This window comes from Rhodoferax lithotrophicus (assembly GCF_019973615.1).
In the GTDB taxonomy this organism is placed as follows: domain Bacteria; phylum Pseudomonadota; class Gammaproteobacteria; order Burkholderiales; family Burkholderiaceae_C; genus Rhodoferax; species Rhodoferax lithotrophicus.
Genome location: NZ_AP024238.1, coordinates 674,932 through 691,489 on the forward strand (window position 1 = coordinate 674,932; position 16,558 = coordinate 691,489).

15 protein-coding genes are annotated in these 16,558 nt (G+C 58.4%); 13 read left to right on the top strand and 2 right to left on the bottom strand.

Features of this window, described 5'->3' with window-relative positions; translation table 11 throughout:
* Positions 1 to 156 precede the first annotated feature (156 nt).
* The 10 genes from urtA to LDN84_RS03180 all read left to right on the top strand — a co-directional run bounded on the left by urtA (position 157) and on the right by LDN84_RS03180 (position 10,428).
* Positions 157 to 1,425, top strand: a complete 1,269-nt coding sequence (urtA, locus tag LDN84_RS03135; protein WP_223908045.1) for an urea ABC transporter substrate-binding protein — start codon at positions 157 to 159, stop codon at positions 1,423 to 1,425.
* 84 nt (positions 1,426 to 1,509) lie between these two features.
* Positions 1,510 to 2,424: an urea ABC transporter permease subunit UrtB gene (gene urtB / locus LDN84_RS03140; RefSeq protein ID WP_223908048.1), complete on the top strand. Its 915-nt coding sequence runs from the start codon at positions 1,510 to 1,512 to the stop codon at positions 2,422 to 2,424.
* Between the two features lie 30 nt (positions 2,425 to 2,454).
* Positions 2,455 to 3,660 (top strand): urea ABC transporter permease subunit UrtC, encoded by a 1,206-nt coding sequence (gene urtC / locus LDN84_RS03145; RefSeq protein ID WP_223908051.1) that lies wholly within the window; start codon positions 2,455 to 2,457, stop codon positions 3,658 to 3,660.
* An 18-nt stretch (positions 3,661 to 3,678) separates the two neighbouring features.
* Positions 3,679 to 4,422 (top strand): urea ABC transporter ATP-binding protein UrtD, encoded by a 744-nt coding sequence (gene urtD / locus LDN84_RS03150; protein WP_223908053.1) that lies wholly within the window; start codon positions 3,679 to 3,681, stop codon positions 4,420 to 4,422.
* Positions 4,423 to 4,453: 31 nt separating this feature from the next.
* Positions 4,454 to 5,143, top strand: a complete 690-nt coding sequence (gene urtE / locus LDN84_RS03155; RefSeq protein ID WP_223908055.1) for an urea ABC transporter ATP-binding subunit UrtE — start codon at positions 4,454 to 4,456, stop codon at positions 5,141 to 5,143.
* 39 nt (positions 5,144 to 5,182) lie between these two features.
* Positions 5,183 to 6,415 (top strand): formamidase, encoded by a 1,233-nt coding sequence (fmdA, locus tag LDN84_RS03160; RefSeq protein ID WP_223908058.1) that lies wholly within the window; start codon positions 5,183 to 5,185, stop codon positions 6,413 to 6,415.
* Positions 6,416 to 6,432: 17 nt separating this feature from the next.
* On the top strand, positions 6,433 to 6,789 hold the full coding sequence (locus LDN84_RS03165) for an FmdB family zinc ribbon protein (protein ID WP_223908062.1): 357 nt from the start codon (positions 6,433 to 6,435) through the stop codon (positions 6,787 to 6,789).
* A gap of 18 nt (positions 6,790 to 6,807) precedes the next feature.
* Positions 6,808 to 7,848 carry an aliphatic amidase gene (locus LDN84_RS03170; RefSeq protein WP_223908064.1) on the top strand — a complete coding sequence of 347 codons (1,041 nt, stop codon included), beginning with the start codon at positions 6,808 to 6,810 and terminating at the stop codon, positions 7,846 to 7,848.
* Entirely contained in the window at positions 7,848 to 8,660 is an 813-nt protein-coding gene (locus LDN84_RS03175; protein ID WP_223908066.1) for a CbbQ/NirQ/NorQ/GpvN family protein, read from the top strand. The genes LDN84_RS03170 and LDN84_RS03175 overlap by 1 nt, the downstream gene beginning before the upstream one ends.
* Positions 8,661 to 8,664: 4 nt before the next feature.
* Entirely contained in the window at positions 8,665 to 10,428 is a 1,764-nt protein-coding gene (locus tag LDN84_RS03180) for a nitric oxide reductase activation protein NorD (RefSeq protein WP_223908068.1), read from the top strand.
* Positions 10,429 to 10,566: 138 nt separating this feature from the next.
* Here LDN84_RS03180 and LDN84_RS03185 read toward each other — a convergent pair whose 3' ends face one another.
* Positions 10,567 to 11,643 (bottom strand): alkene reductase, encoded by a 1,077-nt coding sequence (locus LDN84_RS03185; protein WP_223908070.1) that lies wholly within the window; start codon positions 11,641 to 11,643, stop codon positions 10,567 to 10,569.
* 339 nt (positions 11,644 to 11,982) lie between these two features.
* Between LDN84_RS03185 and LDN84_RS03190 the strand changes: the two genes are divergently transcribed.
* The gene (locus tag LDN84_RS03190; RefSeq protein ID WP_223908073.1) at positions 11,983 to 12,567 is read left to right on the top strand and encodes a lipocalin family protein; all 585 of its coding nucleotides are present in this window, start codon (positions 11,983 to 11,985) and stop codon (positions 12,565 to 12,567) included.
* A gap of 60 nt (positions 12,568 to 12,627) precedes the next feature.
* Positions 12,628 to 13,365: a hypothetical protein gene (locus LDN84_RS03195; RefSeq protein ID WP_223908076.1), complete on the top strand. Its 738-nt coding sequence runs from the start codon at positions 12,628 to 12,630 to the stop codon at positions 13,363 to 13,365.
* An 82-nt stretch (positions 13,366 to 13,447) separates the two neighbouring features.
* On the opposite strand, the gene LDN84_RS03200 is transcribed toward LDN84_RS03195, so the two are convergent.
* A complete protein-coding gene (locus LDN84_RS03200) occupies positions 13,448 to 14,758 on the bottom strand; it encodes a lytic murein transglycosylase (protein ID WP_223908078.1) in 1,311 nt (436 codons plus the stop codon).
* A 183-nt stretch (positions 14,759 to 14,941) separates the two neighbouring features.
* On the opposite strand from LDN84_RS03200, the gene LDN84_RS03205 reads away from it, so the two are divergent.
* Positions 14,942 to 16,411, top strand: a complete 1,470-nt coding sequence (locus LDN84_RS03205; RefSeq protein WP_223908081.1) for an aminoacyl-histidine dipeptidase — start codon at positions 14,942 to 14,944, stop codon at positions 16,409 to 16,411.
* The last annotated feature ends 147 nt before the right edge of the window (positions 16,412 to 16,558 follow it).

Sequence of the window (16,558 nt, forward strand, 5' to 3'; positions counted from 1 at the left end):
TAGCCTAGCAAGAATCGTTCATGCCCTGTTTGCTATCTGAGAACTGATCATCTACGTTAATTGACGTATGGATGGAAATAGGGGACGACCCTAAGCTTCATACCAGCGCGGCGATTCCCGCCGTTCGTTATTAACCCATGCTGCAAGGAGCGTTCAATGAAGCCTATTTCCGATGACAACGTCCCCAACCTATCCACTGCGGATGTCAGCCGACGCCGCATGCTGCAGGCACTCGGTGCTGCATCTGTAGTCGGCTTGCCCGGTTTCGCATTCGCCCAAGCGACTGCCCAGGTTAATACGACCAAGCTGGCCGTCACCGATACCGAAGTTATCGTCGGACAGTTGCATTCGGCAACCGGCACCATGGCGATCTCGGAAACCGGCTCCATCCAGGCTGAACAGCTGGCCATTGACCAAATCAATGCCATGGGTGGTGTGTTGGGGCGCAAGATCAAAGTGATCAAGGAAGATGGCGCCTCTGACTGGCCCACCTTTGCAGAAAAATCCAAAAAACTGCTGATCAATGACCATTGTGCAGCCGTGTTCGGTTGCTGGACTTCGGCATCGCGCAAAGCAGTTCTGCCCATCTTCGAGAAAGAAAACGGCTTGCTGTACTACCCTACTTTTTATGAGGGTCTGGAGCAGTCCAAGAATGTGATTTACACCGGTCAGGAAGCCACCCAGCAGATTCTGTACAGCTTGGACTGGGCGCAGAAAGAGAAGAAAGCCAAGACCTTCTTTTTGATCGGTTCTGACTACATCTGGCCCCGTACCTCCATGAAGATTGCCCGCAAGCACATTGAAAACTTCCAGAAGGGCAAAGTTGTGGGTGAAGAGTACTACCCACTGGGCAGTACCAACTTCGGTTCGCTGATGAACAAGATCAAGCTGCAGAAGCCCGATTGCATTTTTGTCGCCGTGGTGGGGGGCTCCAACGTGGCTTTCTACAAGGCATTGAAGGCCGCCGGTATCACCGGAGACAAGCAGCTGCTGGTGACCCTGGCGGTGACCGAAGATGAGATGACCGGCGTGGGTGGTGAGAACTTCCAAGGCTTCTATTCGTCCATGAAGTACTTCCAGTCGCTGGACAACGAGAACAACAAAAAGTTTGTCGCTGCCTTCAAGGCCAAGTACGGCAAGGATGCCGTGATTGGTGACGTGACCCAGGCTGGCTACCTCGGCCCCTGGTTGTGGAAAGCTGCAGTGGAAAGAGCCAAGAGCTTTGATGTGGACAAGGTCGTTGCCGCTTCCGAAGCCGGTATTGAGCTCAAGACTGCGCCAGAGGGTTACGTCAAGCTCGATAAAAACCACCACTTGTGGAGCAAGTCGCGTATTGCCATGGGCATGCCCAATGCCACGTTCAAGGTGGTGTCTGAGTCGCCTGAGCTGATCAAACCCGATCCGTTCCCCAAGGGTTACCAATAAATCGGTCTAGTCCCCGTACCAGATTGGTGCAGGTCCTGTGCCAATCTGGTGTTACCCCCCCAATGTTTCCTTGGAGCCAACCAAATGACTTTTTCTGAATTGCTCAATATCGGACTGATGCAGGGATTTGCCGGTCTGAGCCTGTTCGCCGTATTGCTCCTGATGGGTCTTGGGTTGGCCATCATCTTTGGACAGATGGGAGTCATCAACATGGCGCACGGCGAGTTCATGACCATCGGTGCGTACACCATCTATCTGGGCTCGACGCTGGCAACAAACTATGCGCCCAAAATGGTTGCCAGTTATTTTCCGCTAGCGATCATCGCGGCCTTCATTTTTTCTTTTCTGGTCGGTTGGCTGGTGGAGTGGGCGCTTATTCGCCACCTCTACAAGCGTCCGCTGGATACCCTGCTCGCCACCTGGGGTGTCAGCCTGGCGTTGCAGCAGATGTTCCGCACTTTTATCGGCCCCAAGGAAGTCAGCCCCACTTTGCCGGACTGGTTGCTTGGCTCCTGGGCCCCGGCTGAAGGCCTGGACATTCCGATCAACGGTATGTTTGTTCTGGGGCTGACCGCTGTTGTGACTTGCGGTGTGCTGTTGGCGCTGCACAAGAGTCGCTGGGGTTTGCGAGTGCGTGCCACCGTGAGCAACCGGGTTATGGCCAATGCCATCGGCATTGACACGATGAAGACCGACCGTCTGACCTTCGCCATTGGCTGCGGTATCGCCGGTGTCGCTGGTGCAGCATTCACCACCATCGGCTCCACAGGTCCCACCTCGGGTTCGCTCTATATCGTCGATGCCTTTTTGGTCGTGACTTTTGGTGGCGCTGCCAGTCTGCTGGGCACGGTGGTGTCTGCATTTGGTATCGCACAGACGCAGTCCATCACGGAATTTTTCCTGGCTGGCTCCATGGCCAAAGTAATCACGCTGTCGCTCATCGTCTTGATCCTGATGGTGCGGCCGCAAGGACTTTTTGCCAGCAAAGTACGCCGCTGATTTTCACGACTTTTCACGGAGAACTACCTCATGAATGCCTTTAAAGCCTGGATTCAGCGCTACCAGTTAGCCAGTCTTGTGCTGCTTGTCTTCCTGCTGGCAGTGGTACTGCCGCTAACGCTAGATATCTTTCGCCTCAACCTCGTTGGCAAGTACCTGACCTATGCCTTCGTTGCCATCGGTTTGGTGATGGTCTGGGGCTATGGCGGCGTGCTCAGCCTTGGTCAGGGTGTGTTCTTTGGTCTTGGCGGCTACGCCATGGCCATGTTCCTCAAGCTGGAGGCCTCAGACCCTGTGAGTACTGCCATCCAGTCGACTCCCGGCATTCCGGACTTTATGGATTGGAACCAGATCACGGCGCTGCCTGCATTCTGGGTGCCGTTCAAGAGCTTGCCATTTGCGCTGGCCGCAGTAGTGGCTGTGCCGATGCTGCTGGCCTTCATCATCAGTTTTGCCATGTTCAAGCGGCGTGTCGGTGGGGTCTATTTCGCCATCATCACCCAGGCCGTAGCACTCATTTTGACAGTGCTGATCATTGGTCAACAGGGATACACCGGTGGTGTCAACGGCATGACCGACCTCAAGACGGTGCTAGGCTGGGACACACGCACCGACAGTGCCAAGTACATTCTTTACTACTTATGCGTGGCGCTGCTCGCGGGTTCCATGGTGTTGTGTCGCTGGGTACAAACCAGCAAGCTGGGCACCCTGCTGCTGGCCATGCGTGACAAGGAAGACCGGGTGCGCTTCTCGGGCTACGACGTGGCTGATTTCAAGATATTCACCTTCTGCCTGGCTGCCGCACTGTCGGGTATTGGTGGGGCACTGTTCTCGTTGCAGGTGGGTTTCATGTCACCCAGTTTTGTCGGCATTGTGCCGTCCATCGAAATGGTCATTTATGCCGCAGTGGGCGGACGCATGAGCTTGGTGGGTGCCGTGTATGGCACCTTGCTGGTGAATGCCGGCAAGACCTATTTCTCGGAAAGTTTCCCGGACATGTGGCTGTTCCTGATGGCGGGACTCTTTATCGGCGTGACCATGGCTTTCCCCATGGGATTGGCTGGCGTGTGGGAAGACCACGTCAAACCCTGGTGGAAGGAGCGTCGCCAAGCACTGCGCGATGCCGCCGCCAAGGCACCACAAGCACCAGTACCAGCACTTCGTGTTGCAGAGGTGTCAGACACCACCGCAAGCCAACCGGCCCTGCCTGAGGGTGCCAGCGCCCAAAGCGTCTGAGTTCAAAGGAGATACATCATGAGCAACACAGACTTTGCATTGGCGGTGGAAGACCTGACCGTTTCATTTGATGGCTTCAAGGCCATTGATTCCTTGACGTTGTACATCGACCGCAATGAATTACGCGTCATTATTGGCCCCAACGGGGCTGGCAAGACCACTCTGCTGGACCTGATTTGCGGTAAGACCCGTGCCACTGGTGGCAGCATCAAGTTCAAAAACCAGGAACTCAGCAAGATGCCAGAGCACCAGCGGGTACGACTCGGAATTGGACGCAAGTTTCAGACCCCTTCCATTTACGAGAACCTGTCGGTCTTCCAAAACCTCGAAGTGTCGTATCCAACCGGCCGCTCGGTTTGGGGTGCACTGGCGTTCAAGTGCTCCGACGAAGTCAAAGCCCGCGTGCAGGTTGTCGCTGAAGACATTGGTCTGGGGGACAAGCTGGAAATGGAAGCTGGCCTGTTGTCTCACGGACAGAAGCAGTGGCTGGAAATTGGCATGTTGCTGATGCAAGAGCCCGAGCTGCTGATGCTCGACGAACCCATTGCCGGCATGAGTGCACGCGAGCGCGAGCTCACGGCAGAACTTCTGCAGCGCATTTGCAAAAACCGCGCAGTGATCGTGATCGAACACGACATGGAGTTTGTCAAGCGTATTGCCCACAAGGTTACGGTCATGCACCAGGGAAAGATTCTGGCAGAGGGTCCTATGGACAAAGTTCAGTCCAACCCCAAGGTCATTGACGTTTATCTCGGTCACTGACCGCGCATTGTTGTAGAACCAGGAGCCCACTATGTTGGAAGTCAAGGATCTGTTCGTTGCCTATGGCCAAAGCGAGGCATTACACGGCATTAGTTTTGAAGGACGGGCCAATGAAACGGTCGCCATCATGGGTCGTAACGGCATGGGCAAGACCACGCTGTTCAAGAGCTTGATGGGCATCCTGCCCATCAAGAGTGGGCAAGTGTCGGTGGCCGGGCAGGATGTGTCCAAGGACGAGAGCTTTCGTCGCGTGGCCAAAGGTATTGCCTATGTGCCTCAGGGCCGGATGATCTTCCCGACGCTCACTGTTGAAGAGAACATCCAGACCGGGCTGGAGAATGCCAAGGTCAAGCGCATTCCCGATGAAATTTACGCACTGTTTCCGGTGTTGTGGGATATGCGCGGACGCAAGGGTGGCAACCTGTCTGGCGGGCAGCAGCAGCAGTTGGCTATTGCCCGTGCGCTGGTGACTGACCCCAAGGTGCTGTTGCTCGATGAGCCGACAGAAGGCATCCAACCGTCCATCATCAAGGACATTGCCAAGGCTCTCAACGAGATCCGCAAGATGCGTGAAATCACCATCATTGTCTCGGAGCAAGTGCTGTCGTTCGCCATGGATGTGGCTGACCGCCTGTTCGTCATCGAAGGTGGCCGACTGGTGCACGAGACAGCCAGAGTCGACACCGACCAGCAGCACATCAAGGCCTATCTATCCGTCTGATTCCCCACTTTGTTCAACCCACCTAACCAGGAGCTCACCATGGCTGAAACCCTCATCAAAGTAGACCTCAAACAATCCGCTTACGAAAACGAACAAGTCCATAACCGTTGGCACCCTGATGTGCCCATGGCCTGCTGGGTCAAACCCGGCGATGATTTCATTTTGGAAACCTACGATTGGACTGGTGGTTTCATCAAGAACAACGACAGTGCCGATGACGTGCGTGACATCGATCTGTCTATCGTCCACTTTCTCTCCGGTCCTGTGGGCGTGCACGGTGCAGAACCTGGCGACCTGCTGGTGGTGGACCTGCTTGATATTGGTGCCAAGGACGAGAGCCCATGGGGCTTCAATGGCTTCTTCAGCAAGCAGAATGGCGGCGGTTTCCTGACCGACCACTTTCCGCTCGCACAAAAGTCCATCTGGGATTTCAATGGCATGTTCACCAAGAGCCGTCACATTCCCGGTGTTGAATATGCTGGCTTGATCCATCCCGGTCTGATTGGTTGCCTGCCTGATAAAAAGATGCTTGATGCCTGGAATACGCGCGAACAGGAGTTGCTTGATACCGACCCCACACGCGTCCCCGGCTTGGCCAATCCACCCTTTGCAGCAACCGCCCACATGGGCAAACTCAGTGGCGAAGCCAAGGCCAAAGCTGCGGCGGAAGGTGCACGTACCGTGCCGCCCCGTGAACATGGCGGCAACTGTGATATCAAAGATTTGTCACGCGGCTCCAAGGTGTATTTTCCGGTCTATGTGGACGGCGCAGGTCTGTCTGTCGGTGACTTGCACTTCAGCCAGGGTGACGGTGAAATCACCTTCTGCGGTGCTATCGAGATGGCCGGTTGGGTGCACATGCGTGTCAACCTGATCAAGGGCGGCATGGCTAAGTACGGCATCAAGAACCCTGTGTTCAAGCCCAGCCCCATGACACCTAATTACAAGGATTACCTGATCTTTGAAGGCATTTCGGTGGATGAGCAGGGCAAGCAGCATTACCTTGATGTCAACGTCGCTTACCGCCAGGCCTGCCTGAACGCCATTGAGTACCTCAAGAAGTTTGGTTACAGCGGTGCACAGGCCTATTCCATTCTGGGGACGGCACCGGTGCAAGGTCATATCAGCGGCGTGGTGGATGTGCCCAACGCCTGTGCCACGCTCTGGCTGCCGACAGAGATCTTTGAGTTCGACATTAATCCGACGGCAGCCGGTCCCATCACGATGCTCGACGGCAGCGTTCAGATGCCGATTTCACCCGACATCAAGTAAGCATAAGGAGCACGCAGATGCCAACTTATGACTATGCATGTCCAAGCTGTGGGGGCTTCGATGCCCTGCGCAGCTTGGCCGCACGCAACGAACCCTGTGCCTGTCCGGCCTGCGGTTCCGAAGCACCACGTGTATTTGTCAGCGCCCCCTGGTTGGCACGTACCTCGCCAGAACAGCGGCGTGCCTTTGATACCAATGAGCGGTCGCAGCATGCGCCCAGGTCATCGCGCGACACAGGTGAAAGCTACGCTCGTCTGCGCCACCCGGCGGGCTGCGGTTGTTGCAGTAGTCCAAACAAACGCGGTGCCACAGTCACGGCCCCCAATGGAGCCAAGGCATTCCCCAGTAAACGACCCTGGATGATCAGTCACTAAAACCCGGAGAAATCAGTTATGTACCACGGTGATATTTCGAGCAGCAAGGACACGGTTGGTGTGGCCGTTGTCAATTACAAAATGCCACGGTTACACACCAAGGCCGAAGTGCTGGACAACGCGCGCAAGATCGCCGACATGGTCGTCGGCATGAAATCCGGCTTGCCGGGCATGGACCTGGTCATCTTCCCGGAGTACAGCACGCACGGCATCATGTACGACTCCCAGGAGATGTATGACACCGCAGCCACCGTGCCCGGTGCTGAAACCGCCATCTTTGCCGAGGCCTGCCGTAAGGCCAAGGTGTGGGGGGTGTTCTCGCTCACCGGCGAGCAGCACGAAGAGCACCCGAACAAGGCCCCCTACAACACACTGATCCTGATGAATGACCAGGGCGAGATCGTACAAAAGTACCGCAAGATCATGCCCTGGGTGCCCATCGAGGGCTGGTACCCAGGCAACTGCACCTATGTGTCAGATGGCCCCAAGGGAATGAAGATCAGCCTCATCATCTGTGATGACGGCAACTACCCTGAGATCTGGCGTGACTGCGCGATGAAGGGTGCCGAGCTCATTGTCCGTTGCCAAGGCTATATGTACCCCGCCAAAGACCAGCAAGTGCTCATGGCCAAGGCCATGGCCTGGGCCAACAACACCTACGTTGCCGTGGCCAACGCCACTGGCTGGGATGGTGTGTACAGCTACTTCGGTCACAGCGCGATCATCGGCTTCGACGGCCGTACGATGGGTGAATGTGGTGAAGAAGACTATGGTGTGCAGTATGCGGCACTCAGCACCAGCCTGATCCGTGACTTCCGCAAGAACGGCCAGAGTGAGAACCATCTCTTCAAGCTGTTGCACCGCGGCTACACCGGCAAGATCAACTCCCGTGAAGGCGACAAGGGTGTGGCTGCTTGTCCGTACGAGTTCTACTCCAAGTGGATCAACGACCCAGAGGGTGCGCAGAAAGCAGTAGAAGCCATTACCCGGCCGATGGTGGGTACCGAGGAGTGCCCGATTGACGGTATCCCCAACCCCGCCTCAGTACAGCATAAGTGATGTCTTTCGATCCGTTACAGGCGTGGCGACTGGATGAGGAGCCCTATTACGCACCACAGGCTGAGGAGCTGGCAGCCTTTGAGGCCGCCCATGCCTTGCGCTTGCCCGTGCTGCTCAAAGGCCCCACGGGTTGTGGCAAGACGCGCTTTGTGGAGCATATGGCATGGCGACTGAACAAGCCGCTTGTTACCGTGGCCTGCCATGATGACCTCTCAGCGAGCGATCTCGTGGGCCGCTGGCTGTTGGATGCGCAAGGCACCCGCTGGCAGGACGGCCCGCTGACACAGGCCGCACGCTATGGCGCGCTGTGTTATCTGGACGAAGTGGTAGAAGCGCGCGCCGACACCACCGTGGTGTTGCACCCGTTGACCGACGCGCGTCGCATCCTGCCGCTCACCTCCTGCAACGAGTTGCTGCATGCCCACCCGGACTTTCAGCTGGTGGTGTCCTACAACCCCGGTTACCAGGGCATGCACAAGACGCTCAAACCGTCCACCCGCCAACGCTTTGTGGGGCTGGAGTTCAGCTACCCCGGTGCCGGGCAAGAGGCCGCCATTGTGGCGCATGAAGGCCTGGTTGATGCCAGTCTGGCTCGTCAACTTGTGGCAGTAGCTGAGCAGACCCGGCGTCTCAAGGAGCATGGCCTGACTGAAGGGGCCTCCACCCGCATGCTCATCCACGCGGCATCACTCACACGCCATGGCCTCAGCCCACGCGTCGCCTGCCTGCAGGCCATCACCTGCCCGTTGAGCGACGACCCAGACTTGGCTACCGCACTGGCTGCAGCGGTGGATGCTTCCTTCGCTCACTAGTGTGATGGCTACCCGGACTCCGTCTACAACAGCCACCCTAGGCGACACTCAGCCTGCTGCCCGTCACCTGCCGCCTTATGTGCGTGCGCTGTGGAACGTGGCTCCACACTTTGCACGACTGACCCACCCGGCTGCTCAAGGCTTGTCCGAGTCAACGGTAGCGGACGAAGCACGCCGTCAGCGGCCAGTGCTGGTCACCCATTCTGCGGTAGTCCTCACGCCCACGCTGTATTTGCCGACGCACTGGAATCAGCCTCAGCTTCTGCGTGCCGCCGTGGCACATGCCTGCGCGCATCTGGCTTATGGTGATGCGCCGCAAGCGCGCGGCAAGCTTAAGCCCATCCAGCTTGCGTTGGTGGGGACTTTGGAGGATGCCCGAGTTGAGGCACGGGCGATTACCGAGCTGCCCGGTCTGCGCGCCCTATGGCTTCCATGGCACCAGGCAGATGTGCACAGCGGAAATACCTTTGAAGCCCTGTTGCAACGCATTCAGCGCAGCCTGCTGGACCCACACTACACTGATCTACACCCTTGGGTGCACAAGGCTTGCACGCTTTTTCATGCGGCTCCGGCCACGTCCGAGGGTATGCGCCAGGTGGCATCTTTGCTGGGCAATGATGTGGGCCAGATGCGCATGCCTTTCAACGCCAAGCTCTACGTGGTGGAGCCTGCCTACCGCGATGACAATACCCACCTCTGGGGGCCTGACCCAGAAGCCCCCCCAGCTACCACACCTCTGAGTGCCCAGAGCAACCCGCAAGAGGGGCAGTTGCAGGGCGACAGCAACAGCCCAGCGCCTCAGCCGCTGGAACAGCCGACCGAGCCCGTTGTTGCGCGGCCTACAGCGGTTTATGGCGAGTGGGATCGGCTTATCCGCCGTGTGCGCCCCAAGTGGTGTCAGGTGTACGAAGAGGAAGCTCCTGCTGGCACGCCACAGGCCCGGCAGGCCTTGAGTCAGGCCCTGGCACGCCATGCAGCGTTGTTGGCACGTATCAAGCGCGTGCTGCAACAGGGCCTGCCCATGGCTCATACGCAGGTAGTGGCCGGTCGGGCTGCCGAGGGGGAGCGTTTTCACCTCAATGCGCTGGTGCACGCGGCCACCGACCAGCGCCTGCGCCGCCAGCCCGATCCGCACATTTATCTGCATCCCTTGCGAGCGCCGCAGCCCATGTGCGTGCTGGTGCTGCTGGATGCCTCTGTCTCTACCCTGCGGCCCGCAGCATTCGCGAGTTCTGCGGATGCCAAAGCAACGCTGCTGGAGGTATTGTGTGAATCGGCCCTGCTCACGGCCACCGCGCTGGAGTACGCTGGCCATCTGTGTGCGGTGCAGGCTTTTGCCTCGAACATGCGCCAGCAGGTGCGCGTGCAGCGTGTCAAGGGCTTTGCCGACAGGGCTGACTCGGCAGATACATTGGCACGCCTTGCTGGCGTGCAAGGCGAATGGTCGACCCGTATGGGTGCCGCGTTGCGCCATGCCAGTTGGATACTGCGCGGTCATTCCCGCCCGCATGTATTGCTGCTCACGGACGGTCAGCCGCACGATGTGGATGTCCATGACTCGCGTTACCTGCCTGAGGATCTGCAGCATGCGGTGCATGAGGCTCGGCGTGGCGGCATTGCGGTGTCGTGCCTCAATGTGCAGGGGGGCGACACAGCTTCGCTGGAAGAACACCGGGTGATGCAACGGGCACTGGGTGTGCACGCCTGTCGGGCTGTACGCGGGCTGGGTGACTTGCCGCACCAGCTCCTGGCATGTCTGACGCGTTGAGCGCTCCGTGGCTGTTTATGTCTGTGCGAAGTTGAAGTCGCGCCAGTTCATCGTACTCTTGCCTTGCTGGCTGTCATGCATGCTGCTGGGCAACTGGTCACGAATAGTCTTCAAGCCCCCCTTTCGCACGGCCTTCACTTAACTCGATAGCGCCGGGTAATCCGTATAACCCTTTTCACCAGGTGTATAGAAGGTGCTTATGTCGGGTGCTGCCAGCGTGGCACCAGACTTCATACGAGCGACCAAATCTGGATTTGAAATAAATGGTCGACCAAAAGCAATCAAGTCGGCCCCTTTGACTTGTAAAACCTTCTCTGCGCTTTGGGCATCGAAGCCACCAACCGCAATAAAAGTTTGAGCAAAGGCCGTACGCAACTTTGTTTTCAATTCAGCCGGGACGGGCGGTGCACCCATGGCCGAGTGGTCAACCAGGTGCAGGTATACCAGTCCCATGGCCGACAATTCTTTAGTCAGAGCCAAAAATTGGTCTTCTACGCCGTCAAAGGCACCGGTTCCGTTGAACACCCCGTACGGAGAAATCCGAATGCCAACCTTGTCTGCCCCAATGGCAGCCACACAAGCCTGAGCAACTTCAAGGACAAAGCGATTACGTGCGTCGGCACTTCCGCCGTAACCATCGGTGCGCTTGTTGACATTGGCGTTGAGGAACTGCTCCATCAGGTAGCCATTGGCTGCGTGGAGCTCAACACCGTCAAATCCTGCCTTGATTGCCAATGTGGCGGCAGTGGCATATTCAGCAATGGCCTTTGCGATATCTGCCTCTGTCATTGCAACAGGCGCCGTATGTGACTGCATGCCACTTTTGTCCGTCCACATCTCGCCAGGGCAGACCTCGGCGCTCGGACCCACAACGTGTGCGCTGGCGGGAAGATTGTCCTGATGGGAAACTCTTCCGGTGTGCATGAGCTGAACAAAGATTTTGCCGCCAGCTTGGTGAACCGCGTCGGTGACTAATCGCCAGCCTTGAACCTGTTCTTCGTTGTAGAGCCCTGGAATCCGGGCATAACCCACGCCATTGGGGGAGGGTGAGGTACCCTCGGTCACAATCAAACCAGCGTTGGCCCTTTGCTCGTAATATTTGGCAACCAGTGCATCGGGTGCATTGTTGTGTGAACATCGACTGCGCGTCATCGGTGCCATGACGGTGCGGTTGGCAAGGTGGGTGCCCCCCAAGTCAAAAGCTTCAAAAAGCATGAGTGATCCTTAGAAGTTGATTGTTGAAGTGTTGGTTTGAATTCTTTCAAACGTCCACCGGCATGGCCCTCTAGCTGAGGGTAAAGCTGGGCATTTCAAGCATCGATTAAAACGGCGGTTTATCTTGACATCACCGTCACATGCATCCAGATCAGACGTGTCCTTGCGCTATCGTACCGAGTAGGGCGCTCTCAATCATCCCGCAGCACACAGCCATGCCAACTGAACTTTGGTCTCCTGGTTGCAAACGAGGTGCAGGTAGTCACAAAATTTTGATGACCAGAAAACTCTCCATCAGCAGGTCAGCCTATGGCTTTATGCCAAAAGAGACAATGCATCATGAAAAATCTTATTCTTGTCATCCTTGTTTGCACTCACTGGACGTCTGCCCTGGCGCAGGGCCATGCTGTTGGTGCTTCAGCCCAGCCACCAACCCCGTTGACCACCATCCCGTCCCTGGACGTGCCGCGCTACATGGGCACCTGGTATGAAATCGCCAAGTACCCCAACAGGTTTCAAAAGAAGTGTGTTGCTGACACCCGGGCTCACTACCAACTTCAAGCTCATGGCCGCGTTCAAGTCACGAATCAATGCCGACTGGAAACTGGCGTGATGGATGAGGCCATTGGCGAAGCGCGCCAAATAGGGTCAGCCACTTCCCCTCAACTTCAGGTGCGATTTGCCCCTGCTTGGTTATCCATACTTCCGTTTGTATGGGGCAACTACTGGGTTGTTGACCTTGATGACGGTTATCAACTGGTTGCTGTGAGTGAGCCTAAGCGCGAGTACCTGTGGGTCTTGTCGCGAACCCCGAAGGTTGCGTCAGGTGCCTTGGACAGTTTGCTCGGTCGGCTAAAGGCACAAGGATTTGACTTGGGCCGATTGGAGCTTACCAAGCAGGCATTCGAGTCAGGGGCGTTCTGATTGGTGTCTGATTTTGATCAGTAAAATGCTGTACAAAACATCAGTATCAATAGGAATGGCATGACAGCACCTCTCGATCAGCCCATCACCCTCAAGCGGATTCACACTCAGCGGCTGCGCGAGGTGTACCGCTCTGCTGGTTGGCCGTATCAGGACTTGGTGGAAATCGAGCTATTGGCCGCAGGCCTGCTGGAGCGAAGCACACGTGACAGTGGTCACGAGCTGGTGCGCGTCACCGATGCAGGCCTGACCCATCTGGCGCGTGCGACGCAGGGCAACCGCCAGGCGCGTTCGGCGCACGAAACCCTGGTGCAAAAAGTGGTGGAGTGCATGCTGCGCGATGGTCGCCTGGTTTGGACGGCTTTGAATCTGCGGGCCCAGGTGGCAGCTGGATCAGGCGATGACAGCCTCTGGAAAACGTGCCAGCCAGACGTGTTTTCCATGCGCAACAGTTCCCGCCAGGACTACCTGGAGCCAGTGGTGCATGAGATCAAGGTCAACCGGTCTGATTTGTTGGCAGATTTGAAGCGCCCGGAAAAGCGCGCCGCCTACCTGGAGCTGGGGGGCCAGTGCTGGTATGTGCTGGGCTGTGACCGCAGCGGCCATCCGATTGCCAAGCCGAATGAAATCCCGGTGGAATGTGGGGTGATGGTTTTTCAAAACGATCAGTTCGAGGTGACCCGCATGGCCCCCAAGCGAACGGTCAGCCAGCTGCCGTTTGCGCTCTGGATGGCTTTGGCCAAGGCCAGCCCCCGGCAGGCATCGGAACTGGACAACCCGCAAACATCGTTCGTTTAGTGGTCGAACTGTTCAGGTTATGGTTGCTCAACTCCTTAGCAAACCGGGCTGTTGGCGCACAAGCGCGTGGCCCTGAACCGTCTCAAGGCAGCTTGGTGTTGGCTTGCTGCAATTGCTGCAAAAGTTCCAGACTGGGGTAGCCGTCCGCTGGCAGACCCTGACTGCGTTGGTACGCACGAATGCCGCGCCGTGTGGCCGAGCCCATCATGCCGTCGGGTGTGCCGCAGTCAAAACCCCGGGCATTCAGTGCGGTTTGCAGGGCCAGCAACTGGCTGCGTGTCAAGGTCTGCAGATCGCGCGGCCAGGGGGTCTGCACCGCTGGGCCACCGGCCAGGCGTTGCGCCAGCAGGCTGACGGCTAGCGCGTAACTGGTGGAGTTGTTGTAGCGCAGCAGGGTGCGGAAGTTGGGCCCGACCAGAAAGGCCGGGCCGCCTGCGTTGGCGGCCAGCCAGATGGTGCTGTCGGCCAGCGCGGGCAGTGGCGTGCCGTCCATCGATCTCACACCTTCGTTGGCCCAGGCGGTGGCTGACTGGCGCACCTGCTCATCGGCGCGTGCGTAGTCGAATCCCGGCGGCAAACGCACCTCTGCGCCCCATGGCTGGCCGGTCTGCCAGCCAGAGCGGGCCAGGAAATTGGCCGTTGAAGCCATCACATCGGCGGTGCTGCCCCACAGATCGCGGCGGCCATCACCGTCAGCATCCACCGCATAGGCCAGAAAGTTGGCGGGCAGAAACTGCGTCTGGCCCATGGCTCCGGCCCACGAGCCGATCATCTGCGCACGCGTAATGTCACCGTTTTGCAGAATGTTCAAGGCGGCCAGCAACTGGCTGCGTGCCCAGGCCTCGCGCCGCCCCTCAAAACCCAGCGTGGCCAGGGCATCAATGGTCGGGATATGGCCGAAGTTGCTGCCGTAATTGCTCTCCATGCCCCAGATGGCCAGGATGGTTTCGGCCGGGACACCATAACGCGCCGCAATGGTATCGGCTTGGGGGTGCAGCTGTTGCAGTTTGTTCTGGCCACGGGTGATGCGCTGGATGGAGAGCGCGTTGTCTAGGTAGTCCCACACCGGACGGGTGAATTCCGGCTGGGCCCGATCTAGCTCAATGACGCGCGGCAGGAATTGAACCGAGTCGAAAGCGCTGTGCAGCGTGGCTTCGTTGATACCAGCTGCGCGTGCGCTGGCGCTGAACTCTGCCACCCAGAGGGCAAACTTCTGGCTGTGCGCGTCTTCGTTGGTGGTGACTTGTGCGGGCTGGGTGACACGTGTGGATGGTGCGGGTGCCTTGGGTTCGACGCTGGGCGTGGCGGTGCAGCCGGCCAGCGCCAGGATCGCCAGCAAGCCAGGAACAAGCCAGCCGCGCGCGGGTGCGGGGAAACGGGTAAAAGTGTGCATGCTGGTCATTTTCGCTGCGCCATAAAGTCCCCTGGGTACAGGGCACAGGCGTACAAACCCGGCGCACTGCACCGTGCCCCATCAGCTCGCCGGGCCCTTGCCCGAACCCGCCGACGGTCTTCATCTGACACACAATAGCCGATTCTGTCCTTTTGACCCGCCTGCTGGCGGGTGACAAACTTTATGAGCACCCAAGCAACACCTTCCGTCTTTAATACCTTGCAGCCCGCCAGCGTCTGGGCCCACTTCGCCACCCTGTGCGCTATTCCCCGCCCTTCCAAAGGTGAGGCCGCGCTGGTGGCGCATCTGAAAAACTGGGCCGAGGCCCGTGGCCTGGAGACACTGGTCGATGCGGTGGGTAATCTGATGGTGCGCAAGCCCGCCAGCGCCGGATGCGCATCACGTCCCGGCGTGGTCTTGCAGTCTCACCTGGACATGGTGTGCCAGAACAATGCCAATACACCGCATGATTTCCTGCGCGACCCGATCACCCCCGTGATGCGTGATGGCTGGCTGATCGCCGAAGGCACCACGCTGGGCGCGGACAACGGTATTGGCGTGGCGCTGATACTGGCCGTGCTGGAAGATGCCACGCTGGTTCATGGGCCCATTGAGGCCTTGTTCACCGTCGATGAAGAAGCCGGTATGGGCGGTGCGCAGGGCTTGGCTGCCGGTGTGCTGCAAAGCCAGCTGATGCTCAACTTGGACACCGAGGAATGGGGTCAGTTTTACCTGGGTTGTGCCGGTGGGGTGGACGTGAATGTGCAGCGTGCAGGGCAGGCCGAGGCGCTTGCCGATGGACAGGTGGCCGTGCGCGTGGAGGTGAGCGGCCTGCGCGGCGGGCATTCCGGCGTGAACATCCACGAAGGCCGGGGCAACGCGATCAAACTGCTGGTGCGCAGCCTGCGCCAGCTGGAGCGCCGATGGCATCTGCGGCTGTCCACCCTGCAAGGCGGATCGGCCAGAAATGCCTTGCCCCGCGAAGCCTTTGCCACCCTGACCCTGCCAGCCGAGGCGCTTGTTGCTGTGGGCGATGAACTGGCCCGCTTGCAGGCGCAATTCCGCCAGGAACTCGCTGGTGTGGATGAGGGCGTGAGTGTTTCCTGCCAGCCGTGGGTGCTGGATCAGGTGATGAGCCCTGCCGATCAGGCGTTCTGGCTGGCCACGCTGCATGCCGCACCACATGGCGCACATCGCATGAGTGTGCAGGTGCCCGGGGTGGTGGAAACCTCCAACAACCTGGGGGTGGTCGATTTGAATCCGCAGGGCGGGGCGTGCAATTTCATGGTGCGTTCGTTGGTGGACAGTGCCGGTCTGGAGCGGGCCAACGAAATCATCAGCCTGCTGGCGTTGTCCGGTGTCACCGCCACACTGTCGGACCCCTATCCGGGCTGGCGGCCCAACCCCGCCTCGCCGTTGCTGGCCTTGTGTCAATCGGTCTACCGAGCATCCTTCGGGGCTGAGTCAAGCACCCAGGTGATCCACGCCGGGCTGGAGTGCGGCATCATCGGCGGCAAGTACCCGGAGCTGGACATGGTGTCCTTCGGGCCCACCATTCGCGGGGCCCATGCACCCGGCGAATCGGTGGAGGTGGCATCAGTTGCGCAATGCTGGCAGCTGCTGACAGCGATTCTGGCGGCGGTTGGCGCATAAGACTTTATTTTGCTATTTTTTGTGTAGCTGCTTACGCATGTGAATAAAGGGCTTGAGGCCTATTGGTTGTTGGTAAATACCTTGCCAGCTATCTGCAGGCGGGTGGTTGCCCCCGCCTGCAGGGCTCGACCCGCAACCGCTGCGCCC

Excerpts from the sequence above, each read along its gene's own strand:
- fmdA (WP_223908058.1), top strand. The coding sequence starts at position 5,183 with ATGGCTGAAACCCTCATCAAAGTAGACCTCAAACAATCCGCTTACGAA.
- urtD (WP_223908053.1), top strand. The coding sequence starts at position 3,679 with ATGAGCAACACAGACTTTGCATTGGCGGTGGAAGACCTGACCGTTTCA.
- LDN84_RS03195 (WP_223908076.1), top strand. The coding sequence starts at position 12,628 with ATGACAGCACCTCTCGATCAGCCCATCACCCTCAAGCGGATTCACACT.
- LDN84_RS03180 (WP_223908068.1), top strand. The coding sequence starts at position 8,665 with ATGGCTACCCGGACTCCGTCTACAACAGCCACCCTAGGCGACACTCAG.
- urtB (WP_223908048.1), top strand. The coding sequence starts at position 1,510 with ATGACTTTTTCTGAATTGCTCAATATCGGACTGATGCAGGGATTTGCC.
- LDN84_RS03190 (WP_223908073.1), top strand. The coding sequence starts at position 11,983 with ATGAAAAATCTTATTCTTGTCATCCTTGTTTGCACTCACTGGACGTCT.
- urtC (WP_223908051.1), top strand. The coding sequence starts at position 2,455 with ATGAATGCCTTTAAAGCCTGGATTCAGCGCTACCAGTTAGCCAGTCTT.
- LDN84_RS03205 (WP_223908081.1), top strand. The coding sequence starts at position 14,942 with ATGAGCACCCAAGCAACACCTTCCGTCTTTAATACCTTGCAGCCCGCC.
- urtE (WP_223908055.1), top strand. The coding sequence starts at position 4,454 with ATGTTGGAAGTCAAGGATCTGTTCGTTGCCTATGGCCAAAGCGAGGCA.
- LDN84_RS03185 (WP_223908070.1), bottom strand. The coding sequence starts at position 11,643 with ATGCTTTTTGAAGCTTTTGACTTGGGGGGCACCCACCTTGCCAACCGC.
- LDN84_RS03175 (WP_223908066.1), top strand. The coding sequence starts at position 7,848 with ATGTCTTTCGATCCGTTACAGGCGTGGCGACTGGATGAGGAGCCCTAT.
- LDN84_RS03165 (WP_223908062.1), top strand. The coding sequence starts at position 6,433 with ATGCCAACTTATGACTATGCATGTCCAAGCTGTGGGGGCTTCGATGCC.
- LDN84_RS03170 (WP_223908064.1), top strand. The coding sequence starts at position 6,808 with ATGTACCACGGTGATATTTCGAGCAGCAAGGACACGGTTGGTGTGGCC.
- urtA (WP_223908045.1), top strand. The coding sequence starts at position 157 with ATGAAGCCTATTTCCGATGACAACGTCCCCAACCTATCCACTGCGGAT.
- LDN84_RS03200 (WP_223908078.1), bottom strand. The coding sequence starts at position 14,758 with ATGCACACTTTTACCCGTTTCCCCGCACCCGCGCGCGGCTGGCTTGTT.